This window comes from Pseudomonas sp. 273 (genome assembly GCF_029201425.1).
In the GTDB taxonomy this organism is placed as follows: Bacteria; Pseudomonadota; Gammaproteobacteria; order Pseudomonadales; family Pseudomonadaceae; genus Pseudomonas; species Pseudomonas delhiensis.
In genome coordinates, this window is record NZ_CP116775.1 from 601,827 (window position 1) to 625,353 (window position 23,527).

General features: G+C 67.3%; 14 protein-coding genes and 2 pseudogenes. 4 read left to right on the plus strand and 12 right to left on the minus strand.

The genetic code is table 11. The features are described 5' to 3' along the window. Positions 1 to 7: 7 nt before the first annotated feature. The 11 genes and pseudogenes from PKO50_RS02825 to PKO50_RS02875 all read right to left on the minus strand — a co-directional run bounded on the left by PKO50_RS02825 (position 8) and on the right by PKO50_RS02875 (position 15,946). On the minus strand, positions 8 to 1,570 hold the full coding sequence (locus tag PKO50_RS02825; protein ID WP_275628750.1) for an MBOAT family protein: 1,563 nt from the start codon (positions 1,568 to 1,570) through the stop codon (positions 8 to 10). A 283-nt stretch (positions 1,571 to 1,853) separates the two neighbouring features. Next, positions 1,854 to 2,978 carry a mannuronate-specific alginate lyase gene (locus tag PKO50_RS02830; RefSeq protein WP_275628751.1) on the minus strand — a complete coding sequence of 375 codons (1,125 nt, stop codon included), beginning with the start codon at positions 2,976 to 2,978 and terminating at the stop codon, positions 1,854 to 1,856. Between the two features lie 4 nt (positions 2,979 to 2,982). Beyond that, positions 2,983 to 4,407 (minus strand): alginate O-acetyltransferase, encoded by a 1,425-nt coding sequence (locus PKO50_RS02835; RefSeq protein ID WP_275628752.1) that lies wholly within the window; start codon positions 4,405 to 4,407, stop codon positions 2,983 to 2,985. 11 nt (positions 4,408 to 4,418) lie between these two features. After that, a complete protein-coding gene (gene algG / locus PKO50_RS02840; protein WP_275628753.1) occupies positions 4,419 to 6,029 on the minus strand; it encodes a mannuronan 5-epimerase AlgG in 1,611 nt (536 codons plus the stop codon). Between the two features lie 185 nt (positions 6,030 to 6,214). After that, on the minus strand, positions 6,215 to 7,633 hold the full coding sequence (locus PKO50_RS02845; RefSeq protein ID WP_275630418.1) for an alginate export family protein: 1,419 nt from the start codon (positions 7,631 to 7,633) through the stop codon (positions 6,215 to 6,217). 98 nt (positions 7,634 to 7,731) lie between these two features. After that, positions 7,732 to 9,129: an alginate biosynthesis TPR repeat lipoprotein AlgK gene (gene algK / locus PKO50_RS02850; RefSeq protein WP_275628754.1), complete on the minus strand. Its 1,398-nt coding sequence runs from the start codon at positions 9,127 to 9,129 to the stop codon at positions 7,732 to 7,734. 10 nt (positions 9,130 to 9,139) lie between these two features. After that, a complete protein-coding gene (locus PKO50_RS02855; protein WP_109932265.1) occupies positions 9,140 to 10,309 on the minus strand; it encodes an alginate biosynthesis protein Alg44 in 1,170 nt (389 codons plus the stop codon). A 58-nt stretch (positions 10,310 to 10,367) separates the two neighbouring features. After that, complete coding sequence (gene alg8 / locus PKO50_RS02860) at positions 10,368 to 11,852, minus strand: mannuronan synthase (protein ID WP_275630419.1); 1,485 nt, start codon at positions 11,850 to 11,852, stop codon at positions 10,368 to 10,370. A 137-nt stretch (positions 11,853 to 11,989) separates the two neighbouring features. Further along, positions 11,990 to 13,299, minus strand: a pseudogene (gene algD, locus PKO50_RS02865) (GDP-mannose 6-dehydrogenase). Positions 13,300 to 14,152: 853 nt separating this feature from the next. After that, the gene (gene yaaA / locus PKO50_RS02870) at positions 14,153 to 14,932 is read right to left on the minus strand and encodes a peroxide stress protein YaaA (RefSeq protein ID WP_109932262.1); all 780 of its coding nucleotides are present in this window, start codon (positions 14,930 to 14,932) and stop codon (positions 14,153 to 14,155) included. 57 nt (positions 14,933 to 14,989) lie between these two features. Beyond that, positions 14,990 to 15,946 (minus strand): LysR family transcriptional regulator, encoded by a 957-nt coding sequence (locus PKO50_RS02875; RefSeq protein ID WP_109932260.1) that lies wholly within the window; start codon positions 15,944 to 15,946, stop codon positions 14,990 to 14,992. A 169-nt stretch (positions 15,947 to 16,115) separates the two neighbouring features. On the opposite strand from PKO50_RS02875, the gene PKO50_RS02880 reads away from it, so the two are divergent. The 4 genes and pseudogenes from PKO50_RS02880 to PKO50_RS02895 all read left to right on the plus strand — a co-directional run bounded on the left by PKO50_RS02880 (position 16,116) and on the right by PKO50_RS02895 (position 21,383). Then, complete coding sequence (locus PKO50_RS02880; protein ID WP_109932258.1) at positions 16,116 to 17,405, plus strand: MFS transporter; 1,290 nt, start codon at positions 16,116 to 16,118, stop codon at positions 17,403 to 17,405. 16 nt (positions 17,406 to 17,421) lie between these two features. Beyond that, positions 17,422 to 18,651 (plus strand): Zn-dependent hydrolase, encoded by a 1,230-nt coding sequence (locus PKO50_RS02885; RefSeq protein WP_109932256.1) that lies wholly within the window; start codon positions 17,422 to 17,424, stop codon positions 18,649 to 18,651. A gap of 11 nt (positions 18,652 to 18,662) precedes the next feature. Next, a complete protein-coding gene (locus PKO50_RS02890) occupies positions 18,663 to 19,679 on the plus strand; it encodes a histone deacetylase family protein (RefSeq protein WP_109932254.1) in 1,017 nt (338 codons plus the stop codon). A 313-nt stretch (positions 19,680 to 19,992) separates the two neighbouring features. Then, a pseudogene (locus PKO50_RS02895) lies at positions 19,993 to 21,383 on the plus strand (PhoH family protein). Between the two features lie 783 nt (positions 21,384 to 22,166). Here the strand turns inward: PKO50_RS02895 and PKO50_RS02900 are convergent. Next, a protein-coding gene (locus PKO50_RS02900; protein WP_275627392.1) for an IS3 family transposase occupies positions 22,167 to 23,341 on the minus strand; the annotation gives its coding sequence in 2 pieces (ribosomal slippage) (positions 22,167 to 23,077 and positions 23,077 to 23,341; 1,176 coding nt in all). Positions 23,342 to 23,527 lie beyond the last annotated feature (186 nt).

Genomic DNA, 23,527 nt, shown 5'->3' on the forward strand with positions numbered 1-23,527 from the left:
GCCTCGCTCAGAACTGGAAGTAGAGGAAGGGCGAGTAGCTCTGCGCGGAGAGCTTCAGCACCGAGGCGGCGAACAGCGCCAGCAGTGCCGCGCGGGTGGCCAGCACGGGCAGCTGGGTGAGCCAGTGCGGGCGGTACACCGCGGCGCCGCTGCGCGAGTAGGCGATGGCCGCCGGGTCGCCCTCGGCGTCCTGCGGGCTGCGCGGCTGGGCGCTGGCCGGGCCGTCGGCGGCGACTTCGTCGGCCTTGGCCGCGGCCTTCGGCGCCTTGGCCTGCAGCGGCTGGTTGTAGAACTGGCGCAGGCCGAAGATGGCCAGCACCACGTAGGCCACCACCAGGGTGCCGACCTGCAGGCCGGTGAGGCTGGCGCGGCTCTGCTCGGACAGGCTCCAGTCGCCGAAGCTGAACATGGCTTCGTACATGCGCCAGGCCACGTGCAGGTTCTCGGCGCGGAAGATCACCCAGCCGACGATCACCAGCAGGAAGGTGCAGGCCCACTTCAGCGGGTTGAGCGCGCGCGGCGCGGCGTTCACCCCCAGGGCGCGCTCGATGGCCAGCCACACGCCGTGCCAGGCGCCCCAGATGACGTAGGTGACGTTGGCGCCGTGCCACAGGCCGCCCAGCAGCATGGTCAGGATCAGGTTGCGGTAGGTCTGGAAGGTGCTGCCGCGGTTGCCGCCCAGGCTGATGTACAGGTAGTCGCGCAGCCAGGTGGACAGGCTGATGTGCCAGCGCCGCCAGAACTCGGTGATGGACTGGCTGATGTAGGGCTGGTTGAAGTTCTCCATGAAGCGGAAGCCCATCATCAGGCCCAGGCCGATGGCCATGTCGCTGTAGCCGGAGAAGTCGAAGTACAGCTGCGCGGTGTAGGCCAGCGCGCCCAGCCAGGCGTCGCCGGTGGTCGGGTCCTGCAGGGCGAAGCAGTGGTCGGCCAGGGCCGCCAGGGTATCGGCGATGAACACCTTCTTGACGAAGCCCTGCATGAAGCGGGTGCAGCCTTCGGCGAACTTGTCGAGGGTGTGGGTGCGGTGGTTGAACTGGTCGACCAGGTCCTTGAAGCGCAGCACGGGGCCGGCGATCAGGTGCGGGAAGATCGCCACGAAGGCGGCGAAGTCGATGAGGTTGCGCGTGGCCGGGGTGTCGCCGCGGTACACGTCGATGATGTAGCTGATCGACTCGAAGGTGTAGAAGCTGATGCCGATGGGCAGCAGGATGTGGGTGAGCACGAAGGGCTGCAGGCCGAACGAGGTGATGATCTGGTTGAGGCTGTCGACGCCGAAGTTGGCGTACTTGAAGTAGCCCAGCACGGCCAGGTCGACTACCACGCCGAGGATCAGCCAGCGTTTGGCCGCCAGGGTGCGCACGCCGGCCGCGCCGATGCGCAGGCCGATCCAGTAGTTGAACAGCGTCACCCCGGCGAACAGGGCGAGGAAGTCCACGCGCCACCAGGCGTAGAAGATGTAGCTGGCCACCAGCAGCAACAGGTTGCGGTAGCGGTTCCCGCTCAGGTAGTACAGGCCGAGGAAGATCGGCAGGAACAGGAACAGGAACACGTTGGAAGAAAAGACCATTGCCCGTCTCGCTCTGGAGCTTCGTACCCTGGGTGGCTCCAGCCCTTCCGGCGCCGCTTGGCGCGCAAGGAAAAGGCCGGTGTCACCCGCCAGTTCCTCCCCGTTGTGTCGCTAAGGTGGTGCGCCCGCCCGGCGTCTTGTGCGCTTGGGTCGGGGTATCGCTGGGCCCCGCGTGTGCGGGAAGGGCGGTCAGGCGGCGGATAACGCGGAGCGTTATTCGCCCTACGCCAGGGGGCAGTCCGAACGTAGGGCGAATAACCGTTCGCGGTTATCCGCCGTTGCCTCAGCTGCCGTTGCCGCGGTTGAACACCTTGGTTACGTCGCCGCCGAGGCGGAAGCTGTTGAACGGCTCCATCTTCCTGCGCCAGTCCTGGGTCTTCGGCGCGCAGCTGTAGAGGGCGCAGTAGGGCTCCAGCCAGGCGAACTTGCTGTTTTCCTTCAGGTCGGTCATGTCCTGGTCGTTGCCGGTCTGGCGGTCGAAGTCCTGCTGGTCGTTCACGCCCTGCATCACCCGTTCGGCCAGGCGCTGCAGCGCGCCGCCGTTCTCCTGGCGCAGGTCCACGCCGTTGACCTGGGCGAAGGCGGCGATCATCGCCAGCGGCGGCAGGCTGTAGTTGTGGTAGGACAGGGCGCGCTGGCGGCGCTTGAGTTCGTTGGGCAGGTAGCCCTGGGCGTCGACCTGGCTGGCCGCCACCTTGAATTCGCGCACCGACCAGTCGAACAGGTCGCGGCGGTTGGTCACCACGGCGGTGGACATCACCGACCAGGCCGCCCAGTAGCTGTGGTTGTTGATCTTCTTCAGCGGCAGGTTGCTCCAGTCGCTGACCACCTGGGTGCCGAGCTTGCCGAACCACTGTTCGATCTGCGCCGCCTGCTGCGGGTAGGCCGCCAGCGGGCGGCTGCTGGAGAACTTCAGGCGCAGGTAGGACGAGGACAGGCTGCCCAGGGCCCATTTGCGCATGGACTTGCCGGTGTGGTTGAAGTCGCCGCTCTCCAGGGCGTCGGCCCGGGCCCAGGTGGTCAGCCAGTTCAGCGCGCAGTCCAGGTCGCCCTTGTGGCCGCTGCGCATGTACTGGGTGATCAGCTTGGTGGTGCCGCGCTCCATCTCGGTGATGTCCTTGATCTGGTCGCGGAACTTGCCCTCGGCGGCGACATTGAGGGTGGCGCGCGCCGAGTCGGAGCCCTCGTACTTGCTGGTGAACTGCAGCGAGCCGGTGTAGGGCGCGGGCACCGCCGGGCAGCTGTCGGCGTCGCCCTTGCGCTCGCCGACCGCGGCGAAGTAGCCCGGCGGCGGCACCAGGTCGGCGGCCTGGCTGCTCTGGCCGTACAGGCTGGCCAGGCTGCCCAGGGCCATGGCCGGCCAGAGCAGGCGCAGGGTCTTGCTGCGGGAAAGTCGCTGGATGGACATGGTTCTACCTCCCGGCCACGCGGCTGTCGGTGGCCTTGATCTGCGGCGTCTGGCACAGCTTCGCCTCGACCTCGAGGCCGGCCGGCATGTCGTCGGGCGCCTCGATTTCCAGGGAGAGGAACTGCTGGTCCGGCCAGTCCTCGTCGTTGCGCAGCTCGAAGACGTAGCGACCGCCGGTGTCCACGGCCTTGGACTGCTCGATCTTCAGCTGCTCGCGGCGGCCGTTCATGTACCAGACGGTGTTCTTCAGTTCGTGGATGCCCGGGTCGCTGTAGGTGACGTCGGCGGTGTAGCTGCCGCTGCGGATCGGCAGCGCGCCACTGTTGAGCAGCACCTCGTTGCGCCCGGCGTGCAGCTTGACCTTGCGGCTGAGCACGGCCTTCTGCTCGGCGCAGCCGTTGGCCACCAGGGGCATGGCCTGGCGGTAGAAGCTCTTCTGCGCCATGTCGTAGTGGGTGGCGAATTCCCAGACCAGGATCTTCGGCGGCTTGTCGTGGAATTCCTTGCTGGTCAGGTAGGCCAGCAGCGAGCTGTCGAAGCCGCCGCCGGAGACCGCGTTGTTGAGGATGTCGACCTTGCCGTACTGCTCCAGGAAGCCGACGAAGTTGTACGCCGGGCCGCTGTTGGAGGTGCCGACCACCGCCACCTGCGGGTCGCCGCCGTCGCCGAACAGGTCGCCGCCGCCGCTGTCGCCCACCGGCTCGGTCTCGAAGCGGTCGACGTACTGCGGCGCGTAGCTGCTGCCGCACAGCTGGGCGGCGGCCTTGTGGAAGGTGCCGAGCTTGGACAGCAGGCCCACGCGCTTGCTCTCGAATTCCTTCTTCGGGATGTCCGCATAGGCGGGCATCTCTTTCAGGGTTTCGGCGGCGATCTTCGCGCTGCGCATGGCGCCGTAGGGCGTCCAGTGGTGGTCGCCCTTGAAGTAGTAGGGGTGCGCTTCCTTCTCGTCGAACAGCGGCGAGAAGTCCGGGGTGTAGATGCCGGCCTCGCGGAACCTGGCGATGGTCGCCAGGTAGTTCTTCTTCGCCAGCTCGTAGTTGAAGCCGGCCTTCTCTTCGGGGCTGAGCTTCTCGCGGTTGATGAGGCCGCGGGTGGGCTGGTAGACCACCATCAGCTCGACGCCGCGGCGCTTGAGCGCCTCGTTCAGCGCCTTGAGCTCGCGCCAGCCCTCGGGCGTGGTGCCGAAGTCGGTACGCAGGTCGTAGGTGGTGCGGAACAGCCAGTCTTCCTGGGCCGGCACCAGGTGGGTGAAGAAGCCCAGGTACTTGGTGTTGTAGGCCTTGTCGTCGGCCGCGGCCGGGCACAGGCCGGCGGCCGGCAGGGCGCTGTAGGTCGGCGCGCCGGCGTCGGCGGCGAGAGCACCGTGGGCCAGCAGCAGGCCGGCGGCGAGGCTCGACAGGCGCAGCAGATGATGGGGGCGGATGGTCATGGTACGGGTCCTCAATTCTGCAGTTCGGCCTGGCTTTCCACGGGGTCGATCAGCACGGCGCGCTGCTGGCGCACGAGCAGGTCGAGGATCTGGTCCTGCTTCTCGCCGAGCACGCCGTTGAAGCTGATGCCGGAGGATTTGGTCGGGCCGAGCATGGCCACCTTGTACAGTTCCAGGGACAGCGGCGAGTCCACCGACAGCGGGCCGGAGCCGTTGCCGACCAGCTTGCCGCCGACCACGATGAGCGACACCTTGGTGTCGAAGGGGTCGAGGTCGATGTTGCGGTCGGTGTTGGACAGGTCCTTGATGTGCCCGTACACGCCCAGCAGCTGGTTGCCGGCGGCGAGGTTCTCGTACAGGCGGATGTTCACGCTGTTGCGGATGCGGATGCCGTGGCGGCGGTTGCCCAGCACCTGGTTGGCGTAGATGAGGTTGTCGCCGCTCTCGTACAGGGTGATGCCGTCGGAGTGGTTGCGGTACACCTCGTTGTAGGCCACCAGGTTACGTTCGGAGTTACGGTCCAGGACGATGCCGGAGAGGTGGTTGTCGTAGGTCTTGTTGTGGAAGATCCAGCTGTCGTTGACCTCGCGGGAGACGATGATGCCGTGCTTCTTCTTCGTCCCGTGCACGGTGTTCTCGGCGATGATCAGGCGGTGCGAGCGGTCGTGCGGGTCGATGCCGTAGATGACGTTGTCGCGGTAGGTGTTGCCGCGCACCACCAGGTCGTCGGCCTCGTAGCAGTAGAAGCCGTACCAGTTGTCGACGAAGGTGGAGCCGATCACCCAGCCCTTGGGCCGCGGGCGCTTCATGGTCTTGTCCATGCCCGGGCTGTACTGCGAGATGGAGATGCCGTAGGCCTTGGAGGCGTTGTAGCCGAAGCTTTGGAAGGTGCTGTCGACCAGGTACGCCTCGGCGCCGCCCCAGGAGATCAGGAAGGGGCGGAACTCGTTGGGGCTCTTGAACCAGGCCGGCTCGCCCCTGGCCTCGTTCCAGGCGGTGACCTTGGTGTTGCGCACGAACAGCTTGCCGTCGTTGACCAGGAAGGCGCCGCGGTCCTGGGACAGGCGCAGTTCCTTGACCTTGCCGTCGATCTCCAGGGTCGCGCCCTGGCTGACCACGATCGGCAGGCGGGCGACGAACACGCCGGGCTCGACCTGTTCCAGCGCCTTGCCGAGCTTGCCGGCGAGCTGCGCGAGGTTGACGTAGCCGCCCTCGATGAAGATGGCCTGGGGCATCTGCCGCTGGCGCTTGACCCACTCGGCCAGGCGGTTCTGGCCGCCGGTGAATTCCTTCAGCGGTTGCTGCTGCACCATGCGCTGCACCACGGCCTTGCCGCCGGGCTTGCGCACGATCTTCTGCTCCACCGCCGCGGCGGTGTAGCCGGAAAGGTCCGGCAGCTTCGGCGGCTCCAGGTGCAGCGGGCCCTCGGGCAGCGCGGTCACGGTGTAGTTGCCGGTTTCCTTCAGGCCCTGGACGTGGCCGGGCTGGTTGGCCGGCGAGGGTTGCTCGCTGGCCTCGTGGTCCTTGGCGTTGGCCGCCGGGGTGGAGGCCCAGGCGGGGCCCGTGGCGACCAGCAGGCCGCCGAGCAGCAGGGCTGCCAGGGGCAGCGGGGGGCGGTTCATGGTGGGTTCTCCCTGTGGGCGTGGAGCCGGAAGGCGCTGGGCTTCCGCGTGCGCGGGAGTGACGGTCGCCGGGCGGGGGATACGAACCCCCGCGCTCCCCGTGCCCGTTCGCACGCGGGAGGGTTGTTCCGTCATCCCCGCGAATGCGGGGAACCAGTGACTGCCAGCTCGCATCGCCCTGATCCTCAGAAGCGCCAGATGAAATCGACGAAGGCGTGGTGCATCGTCGAGTCGACGTGGCTGCCGTAGGCGTCGCCGGGCTTGAAGACGCCGCCGCGGAAGCGCACCAGGGCCGAGGGCTCGTCGATGTACTGGCTCATCGAGGCGGGCAGCAGGCCCTGCTTGAAGTACTTGGTGACCACCAGGTCGACTTCCTGGCCGATGTCCTTGGAGTTGTTCTCCAGCGGCGCGCTGATGCCGCTGTTGCCGATGTCCGAGTCGCCGTCCACGCGCCAGAACTTGTGGTACACGACGCTGGCGTCGTAGTCGTCGCGCAGCTGCCAGGCGCCGAACAGGGTGGCGTCCTGGAGGTTGGAAAGCTCGCCGCGGAAGGCCTCGCCGAAGCGGTGCACGCGGGCGCGGGTGCCGGTGAAGTTGGAGCGGTTGCTCTGCAGGCCGGTCTGCTCGTACTGGTCCTCGCCGTCGTGGCCGCCGCCGCTGCCGCGGGCGTAGCCGACGCCGGCGCGCCATTGCTCGTCGATGTTCCAGCGCAGGCCCAGGTCGATGCCGTAGGCGTTGACGTCGCCGCTCTGCTTGCCGGTAGCCACGCGCTCGCCGTCCACCGCGGCGCTGGTCAGGCGGTCGCGGTTGCCGGTCAGCCAGGTGGCGCTGGCCCAGTAGTTCAGCGGCATCTGCGAGCGGTAGTTGTAGCCGTCGCCATTGGCCTCGACGCCGACCCAGGTGAGGTCGCCGGTGGAGCGCTTGTCCAGCGAGTCGATGGTCTCGCCCGGGTCCGGCAGGTTGCCGCTGTCGTCGCTGTGGTGCAGGCGCAGGCCCACCCAGTGGTGCGGCGCCCACTGCGTGGAGATGTCGCCGAACAGGTGGGTGCGGTCCTCGTCTTCCGGCGCCAGGTCGGTGATGTCGGTGCGGTACTCGGAGAAGCGCTGGGCGGCGCCCAGGTGGGCGCGCAGCAGGGTGGTGTCGAAGGTCCAGTTCAGCGCCTCGATGTTGGTGTCCTGCCACATGCCGCTGTCGTCGCGCAGGCGCTGGCGGCCGAAGCGCAGGTGCTCGCCGGGGTACTGGGTGAGGCCGGCGTAGTCCACCCAGAACTCGCGCAGGGCGAGGTAGGCGTCGTCCGGTTCGCGCTTGTTGTCGCTGCTGTCGCGGCCGCTGGCGTCGACCTCGTCGGACTGCAGGGTGTCGGTCTGGATGGTGTCGGTGGCGGCCACCGCCTGGCCCATCACGTAGGCGCTCCACTGCCCCCACTGGCCGAAGGCCCAGGGCCGCAGGTCGATGCCGATGCCGTTGAGGTCGCCGCCGTGGGCGGTGCCCAGGTCGCGGTCGTCCTCGGACTCGGCGGTGATCTTGATGTCGATGCCGTAGTTCTTCGGCGGCGTGTCGTCGGCCCAGGCGCCGGTGGCCAGCAGGGTGCCGGCCAGGCTCATGCCGGCGCCGAGCATCGCCGGGAACAGCCGGGCGCGGCGGATGGCGCGGGCCAGGCGGATCGGTTGGAACAGCGGGGCGGAGGTCGGGTCGGGGCGCTTCATAGGCTTTCTTGTTCCTGTTCGTTCTGCATGAGGCTGACGGTGGCCTGCCAGTTGGCGCCGCGGGCCTGTTCCTCGCGCTTGAGCAGCTGCTGCGCCTGGCTCAGTTCAGCCGGCTGCAGCTGGGGTTGCAGTTCGCTCATCAGGTCGCCGGCCTGGGGTATCTGCTGGCGCTGCGCCAGGGTGCCGAAGACGTAGGCGTTGACGCGGTTGGGCTGCACGCCGCGGCCCTGGGACCAGAGCTGCGCCAGGGCCATGTCGGCGCTGGCCTGGCCGGCGCGGGCGGCGATCAGCAGGTGGTCGGCGGCCTTCTGCGGGTAGACCTTGCCGAGGAAGCCGCGGCGGTAGATCTGCCCCAGGTAGTAGTGCGCCTGGGGTTCGCTGGCGGCGGCCTTGAGCAGGTGCTGCTCGGCCTTCTGCGGGTCCTGGGGCATCCACTTGCCGTCGTAGTACAGGCGCCCCAGCAGCAGTTCGGCGCGTGGCTGGGCGGCGTCCTGGCCCTTCTTCAGGTAGTCGAGCATCTGGTCGACGTCACCCAGCTCGGGGTAGTCGTACTGCAGCTTGGCGAGGTCGACCCAGGCCGCGGGATAGCTCGGCGCCAGTTCGCTGAGCAGCGCCTGGGCGGTCTGCGGGTCGGGCTTGCCGAGGTCGGCGTCGGCCAGCACCTGGGCCACCGATTCCACGCGCTCGGGCGGCACCCGGCCGGCCTTGTGCGCGGCGCGCAGGCGGTCGAGGTGGGCCTTCTGCTTGTCCACGTCGCCCTGCACCTGGTAGACCGTGGCCAGCTCCATCCAGCACACGTCCATGCGCGTCAGCCAGCGCTGGCAGACCTGCTCGATCTCGCCCAGGTGCTGGTTGTAGGTGCCCTGGGTGCGGTACAGGATGATCTGCGCCAGGTCCGCCTGGGGCAGGCCCTGGGCGCGCCACTGGTCGATGCGTTGCTGCGGGTTGACCCCCGGCCAGGCCTGTGGGTACTGCAGGTAGAGCACGATCAGCGGCACCAGGGCGCTGTCCTCGCCCTCGTCGAAGGCGCGGTTGAGGAGTTGCTCGGCCTCGCGGTGCTCGGCGTCGCTGGCGCCGGGCTTGGCCGCCAGCCACTTGCCCAGGCGCGCGCGGGCCCGTGGCGAGGTCTCGGCCGCGTCGCGGTAGAGCTTCTCGGCCTTGGCCTGGGCGGCGCTGTCGCCGCTGGCGGCCTGCATGTCGGCCAGGCCGATCTGCGCGTCGGTGTAGCCGAGGGTGGCCAGGGCCTGGTAGTTGGCCTGGGCGGTGGCGATGTCGCCGCGGGCCATGGCCTCGTCGGCCAGGCGCTGGTCCGGCAGGCCGGCGCAGCCGGCGGCCAGGCCGATGGCCAGGGCTAGGGCGGCGCCGCGCAGCGGATGGTGGGCGATGGCGTTCATGCTTGGGTCCTCAGCGCGCGGTGGCCATGGCCATGGCCTTGTTCAGCAGGGTGCGGCCGGGCAGGCCGCCGATGCTGACTTCCGCCGGACGCCCGGCGAGCTGGCTGTCCAGCGGCTGCTCGGGCTGGATCTGCGCGCGGATTTCCGAAGACAGGTCGCCGTCCACCGGCGCGGTGCGCAGGATGCGGCCGCTGCGCACCTCGCTGTCGCCGGCGACCTGGAAGTGCACCAGGGTGCCCGGCGAGAGCTCGGCGGCGTTGCGGTAGGCGAAGCGCGCCTCGACGGTGGCGCTGGCCTCGCGCGGGGCCAGGGTGAAGATCACGTCGCCCTTGTTGGCGTACTGGCCGTTGGCGACGCGCTGCTCGATCACCCGGCAGTCGCAGGGGCTGGTGAGGGTGCCCTTGAGCTGGTGGCCGAAGAGCTTCTCGATGTTGCCGGGGTTGAGCTGCTCGTCGGACAGGTTGCCCTTGAGCAGGTCCAGCAGGCTGGTGGAGAAGGTGGCGATGGGCGCGCCCTTGGCCACCTCGGCGTCCAGCTGCACCAGGCTGTCCACGGTGCCCTCGCGGGGCATGGTGATCTGCTGGGCGGGGATGTTGACCACGCCGGAGTCGGCATGGGTGACGAAGTACAGGTTGTACAGTTGGTTGAGGATGAAGGCGAAGGCGCCGACGCCGACCACGAAGATGGCGGTGCTCAGGGTCACCGCGCGGACGCGGCCGAAGAAGCCCATGCCGCCGCCGGCGCCGCCGTGCTTGCGGGCCTTGGTGAAGTTCTCGCGCTGCAGGGTGTTGAGCATGTCGCCGACGCTGACCACCTCGCCGGCCAGGTACGCGGTGATCAGGTAGCGCAGGGCGGCGACCTCGCGCGGCTTCAGGTGCTGGAACTCGCAGCCGGTGCGGCGGCTGTCCGGGTCGAAGGAGCGCACCTGGAACTCCACCTCCAGGGCGAAGCTGATGCTGTCGATCTGGAACAGCAGCTTGCCCTTGTGGATGTCGCCGACCTGGATCGGCGCGCCGCTGGCGGTGAAGGCGAAGCCGCCGGCGGAAAGGTCCAGCAGCCTTGCGTCGACGCCCTCGCGGTTGGCGCCGATGTAGCGGATGCGCGCGGGCAGCTTGACCCGCGCGTGCTGGCGCTGGGCTTCGGATTCGTGCACGACGTTGACGTTGACGGCGGTATTCATGAAGTCGGTCCTATGTTCGAAACGGGTCGGATCGGCCGCGGGCCGGTTGCTCAAGGGGTCATACGATCGTCAGGAGTACGGCGACGAACACACTGGCGGCAGAGAAGGTCATGGCGCGCGAGGACCAGGTGTTGAACCAGCGCTGGTAGCTGTTCAGGCCGCGCTCGAGCTTGGTGCTCTGGCGCGTCCAGGACTGCTGGTCGAGGCGGAAGAACACGTAGATCTTCACCAGGGCGCCGACGATCTGGTTGTAATAGAGGATCAGCGGGTAGGCCGGGCCGATCGGGTGGCCGGACAGCGACAGCAGCAGGGTGAGGATCAGGCGGGTGATGCCGATCCACAGCAGGTACACCAGCAGGAAGGTGATGCTGTACTTGATGCTGGCGATGATCGCCGCCACCAGGCCGAGCAGGCAGGTCCACATGGACAGGCGCTGGTCGAACAGCACCACGGTGGTGAACCAGCCCAGGCGCTGCGGGCCCAGGGCCAGGGCGCGGGAGTTCTGCCGCAGGTTGTTGCCGTACCAGCGGAACATCAGCTTGCGGCTGGCCTTGACGAAGCTCTTCTCCGGCGGGTGCTCGACGGTGTTGATGGCCGCGTCCGGCACGTAGAAGGTGTCGTAGCCCAGGCGCATCAGGCTGTACCAGCTGGACTTGTCGTCGCCGGTGAGGAACTGGAAGCGCCCCAGGCGCCAGTGGTCCAGGTGGTCGGCCTCGACGTCGGCGATGAAGTCGGGGTCGGTGACCACCGCGGCGCGGAACACCGACATGCGCCCGGTCATGGTCAGCACGCGCTTGGACAGGGCCATGGAGCACATGTTGATGTGGCGCTGGGCGAAGCGCAGCTTGTGCCACTGGCTCATCACGTAGCCGCCCTGCACCTCGCAGAATTCGTTGGTGGTCAGGCCGCCGACGCGGGGGAACAGCTTGAACCAGCGCACCGTGGCCTTGACCACGCCGGGTTCGAGCACGGTGTCGCCGTCGATCACCGCCACCACCGAGCCTTCGTCGGGCATGTGCCGGGAGATGGCGCGGAAGCCGTGGGCCAGGCCGTCGCGCTTGCCGGTGCCGGGGATGCGCACGAAGTCCAGCTTCACGTGGGCCGGCGGGTTGAGCTTGTGCCACTGCTGCTTGATCAGCACCTGGTCGGACATCTCGACGATGGAGCAGACCACGGTGGTCGGGTAGCCGCAGGCGATGGCCTCCTGGATCACCGAGCGGTAGACCATGGAGGTGGTCATGGCGTCGATGCGGAAGCTGGTGACCATCAGGTAGACGTGGGACGGGCCCGCCGCCTTGCCGAGCTTGCGCAGGCGCCGCTTGTAGTGCGGGTAGACGACGTGCAGGAAGAGCATGCCGCGCAGGAAGTGCAGGCCGCCCATGGAGTAGCGCCAGATGCCCACCGCGCCGATGATCAGCAGGAAGTCGCGGGCATTGGGGTCGAACACCGTCGGCGGCACGACCAGCGCCAGGCCCATCAGCAGGCAGAGGAAGGCCAGCCAGCCGGTGGCTTCGCCGAGGGCTCGTTTGTATGCGTCCATGATGAGGTCCGTCGTTGCGTGCGTCGAAGGGGCGGGTGGCTCCCGTAGGAGCGAGCTTGCTCGCGAACCGCCCCGGCTCCGGTTGTCGCCGGGGAACAGCGTTCGCGAGCAAGCTCGCTCCTACGAAGAGCCGGTGGCGCTTACCAGCAGATGCCTTCGGCGCGCTCGTCGGAGCCGTGGGCCATGAAGCCGATCAGGTCGACCACCTTCTTGCCCTCGGGCGCCTTGTTCACCACGTCGACGAACAGCTCGTCGCCGTTGCCCAGCACCAGCACGTCGGAGGTCTTCACCACCTGGTCGAGGTCGGAGACCAGCAGCGAGGAGACGTGGGGATCTTCGACTCGATGTACTCCTTGTTCGCGCCGTGGACGCGGGCGTACTCGACGTTGCGGTCGAAGATCTGCAGCTCGTAGCCCTTGCCGATGAGCATCTCGGCCAGTTCCACCAGCGGGCTCTCGCGCAGGTCGTCGGTGCCGGACTTGAACGACAGGCCGAGCAGGCCGACCTTGCGGCTGCCGTGGGCGGTGATGATGTCGAAGGCCTTCTGCACCTGGTAGGCGTTGCTGCGCATGATCGAGCCGATCATCGGGTGCTCGACGTCCAGCTGGCCGGCGCGGTAGGTGAGGGCGCGCACGTCCTTGGGCAGGCAGGAGCCGCCGAAGGCGAAGCCGGGCTTCATGTAGTAGCGCGACAGGTTCAGCTTGCGGTCCTGGCAGACCACGTCCATCACCTCGCGGCCATCGACGCCGACGGCCTTGGCGATGTTGCCGATCTCGTTGGCGAAGGTGACCTTGGCCGCGTGCCAGACGTTGCAGGTGTACTTGATCATTTCCGCGACCTCGATGGACTTGCGGATGATCGGCGCGTCCAGCTCGCGGTAGATTTCCTCCAGCAGGTCGCCGGTCTGGGCGTCCAGCTCGCCGATGACGGTCATGGGCGGGAAGTCGTAGTCCTTGATCGCGGTGCTCTCGCGGAGGAATTCCGGGTTGGTGCCGACGCCGAAGTCGACGCCGGCCTGCTTGCCCGAGCAGTCCTCGATGATCGGGATCACCACGTTCTTCACGGTGCCCGGCAGCACGGTGCTGCGCACCACCACGGTGTGGCGGCCGGCCTTCTCGCGGATGGCGTAGCCGATCTCGCGGCACACGCTCTCGATGTAGCCCAGGTCCAGGTCGCCGTTCTTCTTGCTCGGGGTGCCGACGCAGATGAAGGAGACGTCGCTGTCCAGCACCGCCTGCTTGAAGTCGGTGGTGCCCGACAGCCGCGAGGTGCGGATGCCCTGTTCCAGCAGGGGCTCCAGCCCCGGTTCGACGATGGGCGACTTGCCGCGGTTGATCAGGTCGATCTTGGTGGTGGAAACGTCCACGCCGATCACTTCGTGACCACGGGCGGACAGGCAACCGGCGCATACTGCACCGACGTAGCCAAGACCAAAGATGCTGATACGCATCGTATTCACCTCTGCTTTGTCGAGCTGTTAAAAGTTGGCCGTCTGGCCAATTCCCTTTTGTCGCGGCGCCCCTTTCAGGCGCGCCGCTTCAGGCAGTCCGTGAGTGACTCGAATTTTCTGCACTCAATTCGGGCAGAGTTCCGCGGCATGCACTTTAATGTTTCAGGAGGATTGCAAAGTTAGAATTAATTGCACTCTTCTGATGCACTAAAGTTTGCTTTGGAGTTCTGCATTAATTTCATAAGCCATTGAAATTATTCAGGTTGAACGAGGCCGTCGAGCGCCGCTCGATGCGTTTTCGAAAAACCTGTTATGGGCAACAAACCCATGATTGGGCGTTGCGGAAGTAGGATGTTCGACGCCGCTCGATAGTTCCTGCCACCCATCCTGTGAGGCCGTCGGAATTAAATATCCATTGGCCATCAAAGAGCGCGCTTTTGATATCAGCTTGTAACGCGAACGTCGTTTTCGGCAGGATTGCAAAATGCAACGGCTGGGAAAAGTTCCGCAGTGATTCAGTCGTTTTACACTTCGTTCAGCTACCGTTCAGGATGCCCGGGAGGGTGTTTCAAGGTATTTCGTGCAACTTGCAATCTTGAATTGCATGTAATGGCGGGATGCTTTTAATGGCCAATGGATTACATCCGCGATGGCAAAACTGGCGCTTTTTCACGGCGGTGATGGCGCGTGGGGGCGAGAAAAATTTTTTCAAAGTCCCCACGGTTACCGACGAACGGTAGCCTTGACCATTTTCGCCGTGTGGGTAATTCGACGGCGCGGGGCGCCCGGAAGGGGATCGACGGTAGCGCGGGGAGGGTGTGGCGGCCGTTTGGCCGCCACTTTCGGGGGCGAATCAGGCGTCGGGCTGGTCGCGCAGGAACACCAGGCGGTCGGCGGAGGACGCCTCGGCGGCGAAGCGGTAGCCGGCGTAGTCGAAGTCCTTCAGGCTCTCGGGGTCGGTCAGGCGCTCCTTGATCACGTAGCGGGCCATCAGGCCGCGGGCCTTCTTGGCGTAGAAGCTGATGATCTTGTACTGGCCGTTCTTCAGGTCCTTGAACTCGGTGTCGATGATGCGGGCGTCCAGCGCCTTGCGCTTCACCGCGCCGAAGTATTCGTTGGAGGCCAGGTTGAGCAGCACGGCATCGCCCTGCTCGGCGAGGTCCTGGCCGAGCCAGGCGCTGATGCGCTCGCCCCAGAACTCGTAGAGGTTGGCGCCGCGGGCGTTGGCCAGCCTGGTGCCCATCTCCAGGCGGTAGGGCTGCATCAGGTCCAGCGGCCGCAGCACGCCGTACAGGCCGGACAGCATGCGCAGGTGGCGCTGGGCGAAGTCGAAGTCGGCGTCGTCGAAGTCCTCGGCGGCAAGGCCGGTGTAGACGTCGCCCTTGAAGGCCAGCAGCGCCTGCCTGGCGTTGGCCGGGGTGAAGTCGGGGTGCCAGCTGGCGTAGCGCGCGGCGTTCAGGCCGGCGAGCTTGTCCGACAGGCTCATCAGGCTGCCGATCTGCGCCGGGGTCATCTCGCGCAGCACGCCGATCAGCTCCTGGGCATCGTCCAGGTGCAGCGGCAGGGTGTGGCGGTCGGTGACCGGCGGGGTCTCGTAGTCCAGGGTCTTGGCGGGGGAAATCACCATCAGCATCGTGCGGTCTCCTCGAAGCGTCGGGCGATTGTAGGGAGTCGCGGGCGTCGGCTCCAGCTATGGGGACGATAGGAGGCGCTGTTCCACCGGCACCTGTTCCATGCGCTTGAGCAGTTCGCCGAGGAAGCAGCGCTCGGCCTGGGTGTGTTTCTGCTCGCGGTTCCACAGCAGGTGGATGTCCACGTCGGCCACGCCGTCCTCCGGCGGCAGCGCCCAGAGGCGGCCCCGGGCCAGGTCGTCGGCGACTATGTGCCGGGGCAGGCAGCCGATGCCGAAACCGCAGTGCACCAGGCGGCGGACTTCCTCCAGGCTGGGCGAGGAGGCCACCAGCTTGCCGGTGAAGCCCTGCTGGTCGCGGAAGATGGTCAGCGGCGAGAGCACCTCGCCGATCTGGTCGCTGGTGAAGGTCACGTAGTTCTCGCCCTGCAGGTCGGCCAGGCGCAGGTCGCGGCGCCCGAAGAACGGATGGTGGCGGCCGCAGAGGAACACGTAGCGCTGGCGCAGGAAGGCGCGCTGCTCCAGGCGCGGCGAGGGCTGGCGGCACAGGGCCAGGCCGAGGGTGGCGGTCTTCTGCTGCAGCGCGCTGAGCACGTCGGCGCTGCGCATCACCTCGATGTCCAGTTCCACGCCGGGGTGGGCGCGGTGGAAGTCGGCGAGGAAGCCGTCGTAGAAGTCCGACTGGATCCGGCTGATGCTCAGCAGGCGGACCTTGCCCACCACCTGGTCGGCCGGTTGCTCCAGGGCGGCGGCCAGGCGCGAGACGTTGCCGTTGACGTCGCCGGCGATGCGCAGGATCTCCTCGCCCAGCGCCGTGACCTCGAAGCGCGGCCCGCGCCGCTGCACCAGGGCGGCGCCGAGTTGTTCCTCCAGGCGGCGCAGGGCCTGGCTGACCGCCGGCTGGGTCAGGTGCAGGCGCGCGGCGGCGCGGCTGATGCTGCGTTCCTGGCCGATCACCAGCCAGGTGCGCAGCAGGTTCCAGTCCAGGCGGTCGTTGAGGTGGCGGCCGAGTTCCATCGCGAGGCTCCGTGGGGCAATCCACTGATTATAAGCAGCAATTATTCTTTGAATAATGATTAGAAAATTGACTGATTATCCAGCCGGGGGCGATAACGTCCACAGGCGCCGCAGAGCGCCAAGCCCTACCGCCGCTGCCCAGAACAAACCACAAGATCGGGAGCCTGACATGTCCCAACCCGCGCCACAGCCGGTCCGTGCCGCCACGGCCGCCTTCATCGGTACCATGATCGAGTGGTACGACTTCTATATCTACGCCACCGCCGCCGCCCTGGTGTTCGGCACCCTGTTCTTCCCCTCGCAAAGCCAGTTCCTCAGCACCATGGCCGCCTTCGGCACCTTCGCCGTGGGCTTCTTCGCGCGTCCGCTGGGCGGGCTGATCTTCGGCCACCTGGGCGACCGCATCGGGCGCAAGAAGGCGCTGCTGGTCACCCTGGTGATGATGGGCGTGGCCACCGTGTGCATCGGCCTGCTGCCGACCTACGGGCAGGTCGGCCTGCTGGCGCCGGTGCTGCTGGTGGCGCTGCGCATCGTCCAGGGCATCGCCGTGGGCGGCGAGTGGGGCGGGGCGGTGCTGATGGCCGGAGAGCACGCGCCCAGCGGCCGGCGCACCTTCTTCGCCTCCTTCGCCCAGCTGGGCAGCCCGGCCGGGCTGATCCTCTCGCTGCTGGCATTCAAGGCCGTCACCAGCCTGGACGGCGCGGCCTTCCTCGACTGGGGCTGGCGCCTGCCGTTCCTGGCCAGCTCGGCGCTGCTGCTGGTGGGCCTGGCGATTCGCCTGGGCGTCAACGAATCCCCCGAGTTCGCCCGGGTGAAGCAGCAGGCCCGGCAGCACAAGCTGCCGGCACTGGAAGTGCTGCGCAACGCCTGGCGGCCACTGCTGCTGTGCATCGGCGCCAACACCATCGGCATCGCCGGCGTCTACTTCACCAACACCTTCATGATTTCCTACACCACGCAGAACCTCGCCATCGACCGAGCGCTGATCCTCGACTGCCTGTTCTACGTGGCGGTCATCCAGCTCTGCGTGCAGCCGCTGGCCGCGCGGCTGGCCGAAGTCATGGGCGCGGCGCGCTTCCTCAAGCTGGCCGCGCTGCTGGCGGTGGCCTCGCCCTATCCGATGTTCCTGCTGGTCAGCCAGGGCCATGCGCTGGCGATCATCCTCGGTATCGCGACCGCCGTGGTGTGCATGGCCAGCTTCTATTCGGTGATCGCCGGGTTCGTCAGCGAGGTGTTCGACACCCGCGTGCGCTATTCGGCGATCTCCATCGCCTACCAGGTCTGCGGCGCCATCGCCGGCGGGCTCACCCCGCTGATCGGCACCTGGCTGGCGCACCGCTTCGACGGCCAGTGGCTGCCCCTGGCGCTGTTCTATTCCCTGCTGGCCGGCCTCTCGCTGCTGTGCATCGTCGGCCTCGACCGCCGGCTGCGCGTGCGTACCGCGCCGGCCACCGCCTGATTCCAAGGAGACCCTGATGCTGAAGATCGATGCCGAGCGCCTGTGGGCGAGCCTGATGGACATGGCCCGGGTGGGCGCCACCGCCCGTGGCGGTTCGCGCCGGCTGGCGCTTTCGGAAGAGGATCGCCACGGCCGCGAGCTGTTCGAAGGCTGGTGCCGCGACGCCGGCCTGGGCCTGCGCCGCGACGCGGTGGGCAACCTGTTCGCCCGCCGCGCCGGCGAGGACGATGGGCTGGACCCCGTGGTGATGGGCAGCCACCTCGACACCCAGCCCGAGGGGGGCCGCTTCGACGGCGTGTACGGTGTGCTCGCCGGGCTGGAAGTGCTGCGCAGCCTGAATGACCAGGGCATCCGCACCCGCCGCCCGCTGGAGGTCGCGGTCTGGACCAACGAGGAAGGCGCGCGCTTCACCCCGGCCATGCTCGGCTCGGCGGCCTTCACCGGCGCCATGGCGCTGGACGCCGCGCTGAACGCCCGGGATGCCGAGGGCGTCAGCGTCGGCGAGGCCCTGCGGGCGCTCGGCTGGCAGGGCGACCTGCCGCTGGGGCGTCGGCTGGATGCCTACTTCGAGGCGCACATCGAGCAGGGGCCGATCCTGGAGGACAACGCCATCGACGTCGGCGTGGTCACCGGCGGCCAGGCCATCCGCTGGCTGGACGTGCGCGTGGGCGGCCAGGCCGCCCATGCCGGCACCACGCCGATGCCGCTGCGCCACGACGCGCTGTTCGGCGCCGCCGAGATGATCCAGGCGCTGGAGGCGCTGGCCCAGCGCTTCGCGCCCCACGGCCTGGTGACCGTGGGCCAGCTGGCGATCGCCAAGTCCTCGCGCAACACCATCGCCGGGCAGGTGGACTTCACCATCGACCTGCGCCACCACCAGGACGAGGTGATAGGCGCCATGGAGCAGGAGGCGCGTGCGCTGCTGGAGGCCATCGCCGCGCGCCGCGGGCTGGCGCTGGAGGCGGGCCTGCACTGGCTCAGCCCGGCCACGCCCTTCGACGCCGATTGCGTCGGCCACGTGCGCGAGGCGGTGCGGGCGCTGGGTTACTCGCACCAGGACATCGTCAGCGGCGCCGGCCACGATGCCATCCACCTGGCGCGCAACTGCCCGACCGCGATGGTGTTCATCCCCTGCGTCGGCGGCCTGAGCCACAACGAGGCCGAGGACGTGATCCCCGCCCACGCCGCCCAGGGCGCCGACGTCCTGCTCAACGCCGTGCTGGCCCGCGCCGGCCGGATCGACTGAAGGAGACAGCCATGCAGACCTTCTTCCACCCCGACCAGCTGCTGCACGTGCCGCGCAGCTACTTTTCCCGTGGCCAGATGCGCACCCCGCAGGAGGTCCCGCAGCGCGCCGAGCACCTGCTGGCGGCCGTCCGCGCGCTGGGCTTCGCGCTGGACGAACCGCGGGACTTCGGCCGCGAACCGCTGCTGGCGGCGCACAGCGCCGCCTACCTGGACTTTCTCGAGCACGCCTATGAGCGTTGGCACCAGGTGCCGGAGGACTGGGGCGACGAGGTGATGTCCAACGTGTTCATCCGCGAGGGCAACCCGCTGCGCGGCATCCTCGCCCAGGCGGCGCGCTACCTCGCCGACGGCAGCTGCCCGGTGGGCCGGCACACCTGGCGCGCGGCCTACTGGTCGGCGCAGAGCGCGGTGGCGGCTGCGCGGGCTGTGCGCGACGGCGCGCCATCGGCCTACGCGCTGTGCCGCCCGCCGGGCCATCATGCGCGGGAGGAGGGCGCCGGCGGCTTCTGCTACCTGAACAACGCCGCCATCGCCGCCGCCGAGCTGCGCGCGCGGTTCGGCAAGGTCGCCATCCTCGATACCGACATGCACCACGGCCAGGGCATCCAGGAAATCTTCTACGGCCGCGACGACGTGCTCTACGTCTCGGTCCACGGTGACCCGACCAACTTCTACCCGGTGGTCGCCGGCTTCGACGACGAGCGCGGCGAGGGCCGCGGCGAGGGCTTCAACCTCAACCTGCCGATGCGCCATGGCGCCAGCGAGGAGGAGTTCTTCGCCCAGGTGGGCAAGGCGCTGCAGGCGGTGCGCCAGTTCGGGGCACAGGCGCTGGTGCTGTCCCTGGGGTTCGACATCTACCGCGAAGACCCGCAGTCCAAGGTGGCGGTGAGCACCGAGGGCTTCGCCCGGCTCGGGCGCGAGGTGGCGTCGCTGGGGTTGCCGCAGGTCATCGTGCAGGAAGGCGGCTACCACCTGCAGACGCTCGAGCGCAACGCACAGGCGTTCTTCGGCGGGCTAAGGGACTGATTTGCCGAAAAATGGCAGGGGGTTCGCGGGCGGTAGGACTTTTAAAACTAGCGCTCCGCGGGGCCCTCGCCAAGGTATTTCGTCGTCGGACGAAAAAAAGTTTTCTGAGAAGCAAAAAGACTTTTTATCGTCATGTTTTTTCCTGTATTTCTGGAGCCGTAGACCGCCGAACCCTGCAGACAGGTGGCGGCCCCGGCCCGTCCCTTGCTTGCACCTCTCTCGAGCCCCGGCATCGAGAGCCGGCGTCTCACCGCACGGCGGAGCGCTGTCACGGCATTCCGTCGTAACGCCCCCAGAATGAGGTGACACGCGTATGGATGACCACGGACGTTCCAGCACCAGCCAGCCGATCTTCTACGTCCTCGACACCAACGTTCTGATCCACGATCCCAACGCCCTGCTCAACTTCCAGGAACACCACGTCGCCATCCCGATGACGGTGCTGGAGGAACTCGACAAGCTCAAGACCGGAAAGCACTCCGTCGCCGCCGAATGCCGCCAGGCCATCCGCCTGATCGACCAGGTGCTCGGCGAGGCGAGCCCGGAGCAGGTGGAGGATGGCGTACCCATCCAGCGTGGCAAGAGCGGCCCCTGCGGCAGCCTGTCGATCCTCATGAGCAAGCGCGCCGAGCCCATCACCTGGCTGCCGGAGCACCTCAACGACAACAAGATCATCAACCAACTGGTCGAGCTGCAGAGCCGCAACAGCAGCCGCCGGGTGGTGCTGGTCACCAAGGACATCAACATGCGCCTGAAGGCGCGCGCCTGCGGGGTGGCGGCCGAGGACTACCACACCGACCAGCTGATCGACGACGTGGCCCTGCTGCCGCGCGGCTACCACTCGCTGAACGGCTCGTTCTGGGACCGCGTCAGCAAGGTCGAGACGCGCCAGGACCACGGCCGCACCTGGCACCGCGTGCAGCTCACCGACAACCTGCCGGCGGTGCACATCAACGAGTTCATCGTCGACGAGCAGGGCTTCGTCGGCTGGATCAAGGGCATCCAGCAGGACGAGCTGCTGATCCTCGACCTGCACCAGGAGCCGCTGCTGCACCAGGAAGCCTGGGGCCTGCGCCCGCGCGACCTGTACCAGTCGCTGGCGCTGTACGCGCTGCTCGACCCGGACATCCACCTGGTCAACCTGTCCGGCGCCGCCGGCTCGGGCAAGACCATCCTGGCCCTGGCCGCGGCCATCGAGCAGACCATGGTCACCAAGCGCTACCGGCGCATCATCGCCACCCGCAGCGTGCAGGGCCTGGACGAGGACATCGGCTTCCTGCCCGGCACCGAGGCCGAGAAGATGGAGCCCTGGCTGGGGCCATCACCGACAACCTAGAGGCCCTGCATTCGGACGACGAATGCACCCACGGCAGCGTCGACTACATCCTCAGCAAGGTGCCGCTGCAGTTCAAGTCGCTGAACTACATCCGCGGCCGCAGCTTCCAGCAGAGCCTGATCCTCATCGACGAGTGCCAGAACCTCACCCCGCACCAGATGAAGACCATCATCACCCGCGCCGGCAACGGCTCCAAGGTGATCTGCCTGGGCAACCTGGCGCAGATCGACACCCCCTACCTGTCGGCCACCAGCTCCGGCCTGACCTACCTGACCGAACGCTTCAAGGACTTCCCCCACGGCGTGCACGTGACCCTGCAGGGGGTACCGCGCTCGGTGCTGGCGGAGTTCGCCGAGGCGCATTTGTAAGCACCGGCCCGGCCAGATTCCTGCGGGGCTGGCCGGCTCACTCGATTCTTCCCCTTTGCACGGACAGCTCCCTCTCCCTTCAGGGAGAGGGCTGGGGAGAGGGTTGCGGACTTCGACGACACGCCGGCGCCGGGCCTGACTCCGCACCCCCTCCCTAACCCTCCCCCGCAAGCGGGAGAGGGGACCGTTGGGCAGAACGAGGGGCCATGCAGCCAGCCGGAGGTATCCGTGATCGATTCCGGGCCAACCGGCGAGCGACGTGCTGCCCGAGTGCTCCGAACGGCCCCCTCTCCCTTCAGGGAGAGGGCTGGGGAGAGGGTTGCGGACTTCGACACACCGGCGCTGGGCCTGACTCCGCCCCCCTCCCTAACCCTCCCCCGCAAGCGGGAGAGGGGACTGTTGGGCAGAACGAGGGGCCATGCAGCCAGCCGGAGGTATCCGTGATCGATTCCGGGCCAACCGGCGAGCGACGTGCTGCCCGAGTGCTCCGAACGGCCCCCTCTCCCTTCAGGGAGAGGGCTGGGGAGAGGGTTGCGGACTTCGACGACACGCCGGCGCTGGGCCTGACTCCGCCCCCCTCCCTAACCCTCCCCCGCAAGCGGGAGAGAGAACCGTTGGGCAGAACGAGGGGCCATGCAGCCAGCCGGAGGTATCCGTGATCGATTCCGGGCCAACCGGCGAGCGACGTGCTGCCCGAGTGCTCCGAACGGCCCCCTCTCCCTTCAGGGAGAGGGCTGGGGAGAGGGTTGCGGACTTCGACGATGCACCGGCGCTGTGTGGTGGTCAAATAATTTCGGACACTTCGATAGGTTGTCTGGGTGGCCTGCGCTCGTAGCTGGTGGGTGGCAGATAGCCCAAGCTGGAGTGCAGACGTACGTTGTTGTAGAAGCCGACGATGTAGTCGGCGATGTCGGTCATAGCCTCGGCATGATTGGCGTAGTCACGTTGCCAGACCCGCTCCATTTTCAGGTTCAGGAAGAAACGTTCCATGACGGCGTTGTCCCAGCAGTTCCCCTTGCGGCTCATGCTCAAAACTAGGCCATGCCGCCTGAGCAGCGCACGATAAACCTCGCTGGCGTACTGGCTACCACGATCCGAGTGCACGACCAGGCCTGGTGCTGGCTGCCGCTGAGCAATCGCCATCTGTAGCGCCGAACAGACCAGTTCCGCCGGCATGTTCGGTGCCATCGCCCAGCCGACGATCTTGCGCGAATACAGGTCCATCACCGCGGCCAGGTACAGCCAACCTCGACGGGTACGGATGTAGGTGATATCCGCCACCCAGGCCTGGTTTACGGCCGGAGGATCGAACTGGCGGGCCAGCAGATTGGAGGCTATCGGCAGGTCATGCTTGCTGTTGGTCGTGTGCACGAACTTGCGCTTCCAGACAGGCCGAAGCCGGTGCTCGCGCATCAGCCGGCGGACTCGGTAGCGTCCTACGCGCACGCCTTCGGAGTTGAGGGCGGCGTGGAGGCGACGACTCCCATAGGTACGCCCGCAGCTCATGAACAGGGCTTTCAGGGAGGCGGCTACCGGGCAGTGCAGGGATGGGCGCAAGGGGCGGCGCTGCGCGGTGTAGTAGCCTGACCGACTGACACCCAGCAGCCGGCACAGCCGCGTAATCCCGACCTTCTTCTGCTGCTGAGCGATTAATCGGTAAATCACTTCAGTTCGCGGGCAAAGAAGGCCGAAGCCTTTTTTAGCAGGTCGTTGTCCTGCTTCAATTGGCGATTCTCGGCCTCCAACTGACGAATCCGCTGCTGCTCGGGTGTCAGCGGCTTACCCACTCCCGCCTGTCCCGACAGTTCGGCTTCGTATTGCTGAATCCAGCGGCGAACTGCCGTCTCTCCCAGGTCCATATCTCGGCAGACCTGCGTAATGCTCAGGCCCTGGTCCTTGATCATCTGGACGACTTGCAGCTTGAAACTGGCATCGAATGTTCTGCGTTTACGGCTCATGAATGACTCCTCTATTCAGTGGATTTTCCACCTATCGAGGTGTCCGAGGAAATTGAACCACCACACTGGGCCTGACTCCGCCCCCCCTCCCTAACCCTCCCCCGCAAGCGGGAGAGGGGACTGTTGGGCAGAACGAGGGGCCATGCAGCCAGCCGGCCGCTCCGTTCGCGAGCAAGCTCGTTCCTA

Bases quoted from the DNA above. Each gene is read 5' to 3' on its own strand.
- PKO50_RS02825 (WP_275628750.1), bottom strand. From the start codon at position 1,570: ATGGTCTTTTCTTCCAACGTGTTCCTGTTCCTGTTCCTGCCGATCTTC.
- PKO50_RS02835 (WP_275628752.1), bottom strand. From the start codon at position 4,407: ATGACCATCCGCCCCCATCATCTGCTGCGCCTGTCGAGCCTCGCCGCC.
- PKO50_RS02880 (WP_109932258.1), top strand. From the start codon at position 16,116: ATGTCCCAACCCGCGCCACAGCCGGTCCGTGCCGCCACGGCCGCCTTC.
- algK (WP_275628754.1), bottom strand. From the start codon at position 9,129: ATGAACGCCATCGCCCACCATCCGCTGCGCGGCGCCGCCCTAGCCCTG.
- PKO50_RS02890 (WP_109932254.1), top strand. From the start codon at position 18,663: ATGCAGACCTTCTTCCACCCCGACCAGCTGCTGCACGTGCCGCGCAGC.
- PKO50_RS02830 (WP_275628751.1), bottom strand. From the start codon at position 2,978: ATGTCCATCCAGCGACTTTCCCGCAGCAAGACCCTGCGCCTGCTCTGG.
- PKO50_RS02855 (WP_109932265.1), bottom strand. From the start codon at position 10,309: ATGAATACCGCCGTCAACGTCAACGTCGTGCACGAATCCGAAGCCCAG.
- PKO50_RS02845 (WP_275630418.1), bottom strand. From the start codon at position 7,633: ATGAGCCTGGCCGGCACCCTGCTGGCCACCGGCGCCTGGGCCGACGAC.
- yaaA (WP_109932262.1), bottom strand. From the start codon at position 14,932: ATGCTGATGGTGATTTCCCCCGCCAAGACCCTGGACTACGAGACCCCG.
- PKO50_RS02885 (WP_109932256.1), top strand. From the start codon at position 17,422: ATGCTGAAGATCGATGCCGAGCGCCTGTGGGCGAGCCTGATGGACATG.
- algG (WP_275628753.1), bottom strand. From the start codon at position 6,029: ATGAACCGCCCCCCGCTGCCCCTGGCAGCCCTGCTGCTCGGCGGCCTG.
- PKO50_RS02875 (WP_109932260.1), bottom strand. From the start codon at position 15,946: ATGGAACTCGGCCGCCACCTCAACGACCGCCTGGACTGGAACCTGCTG.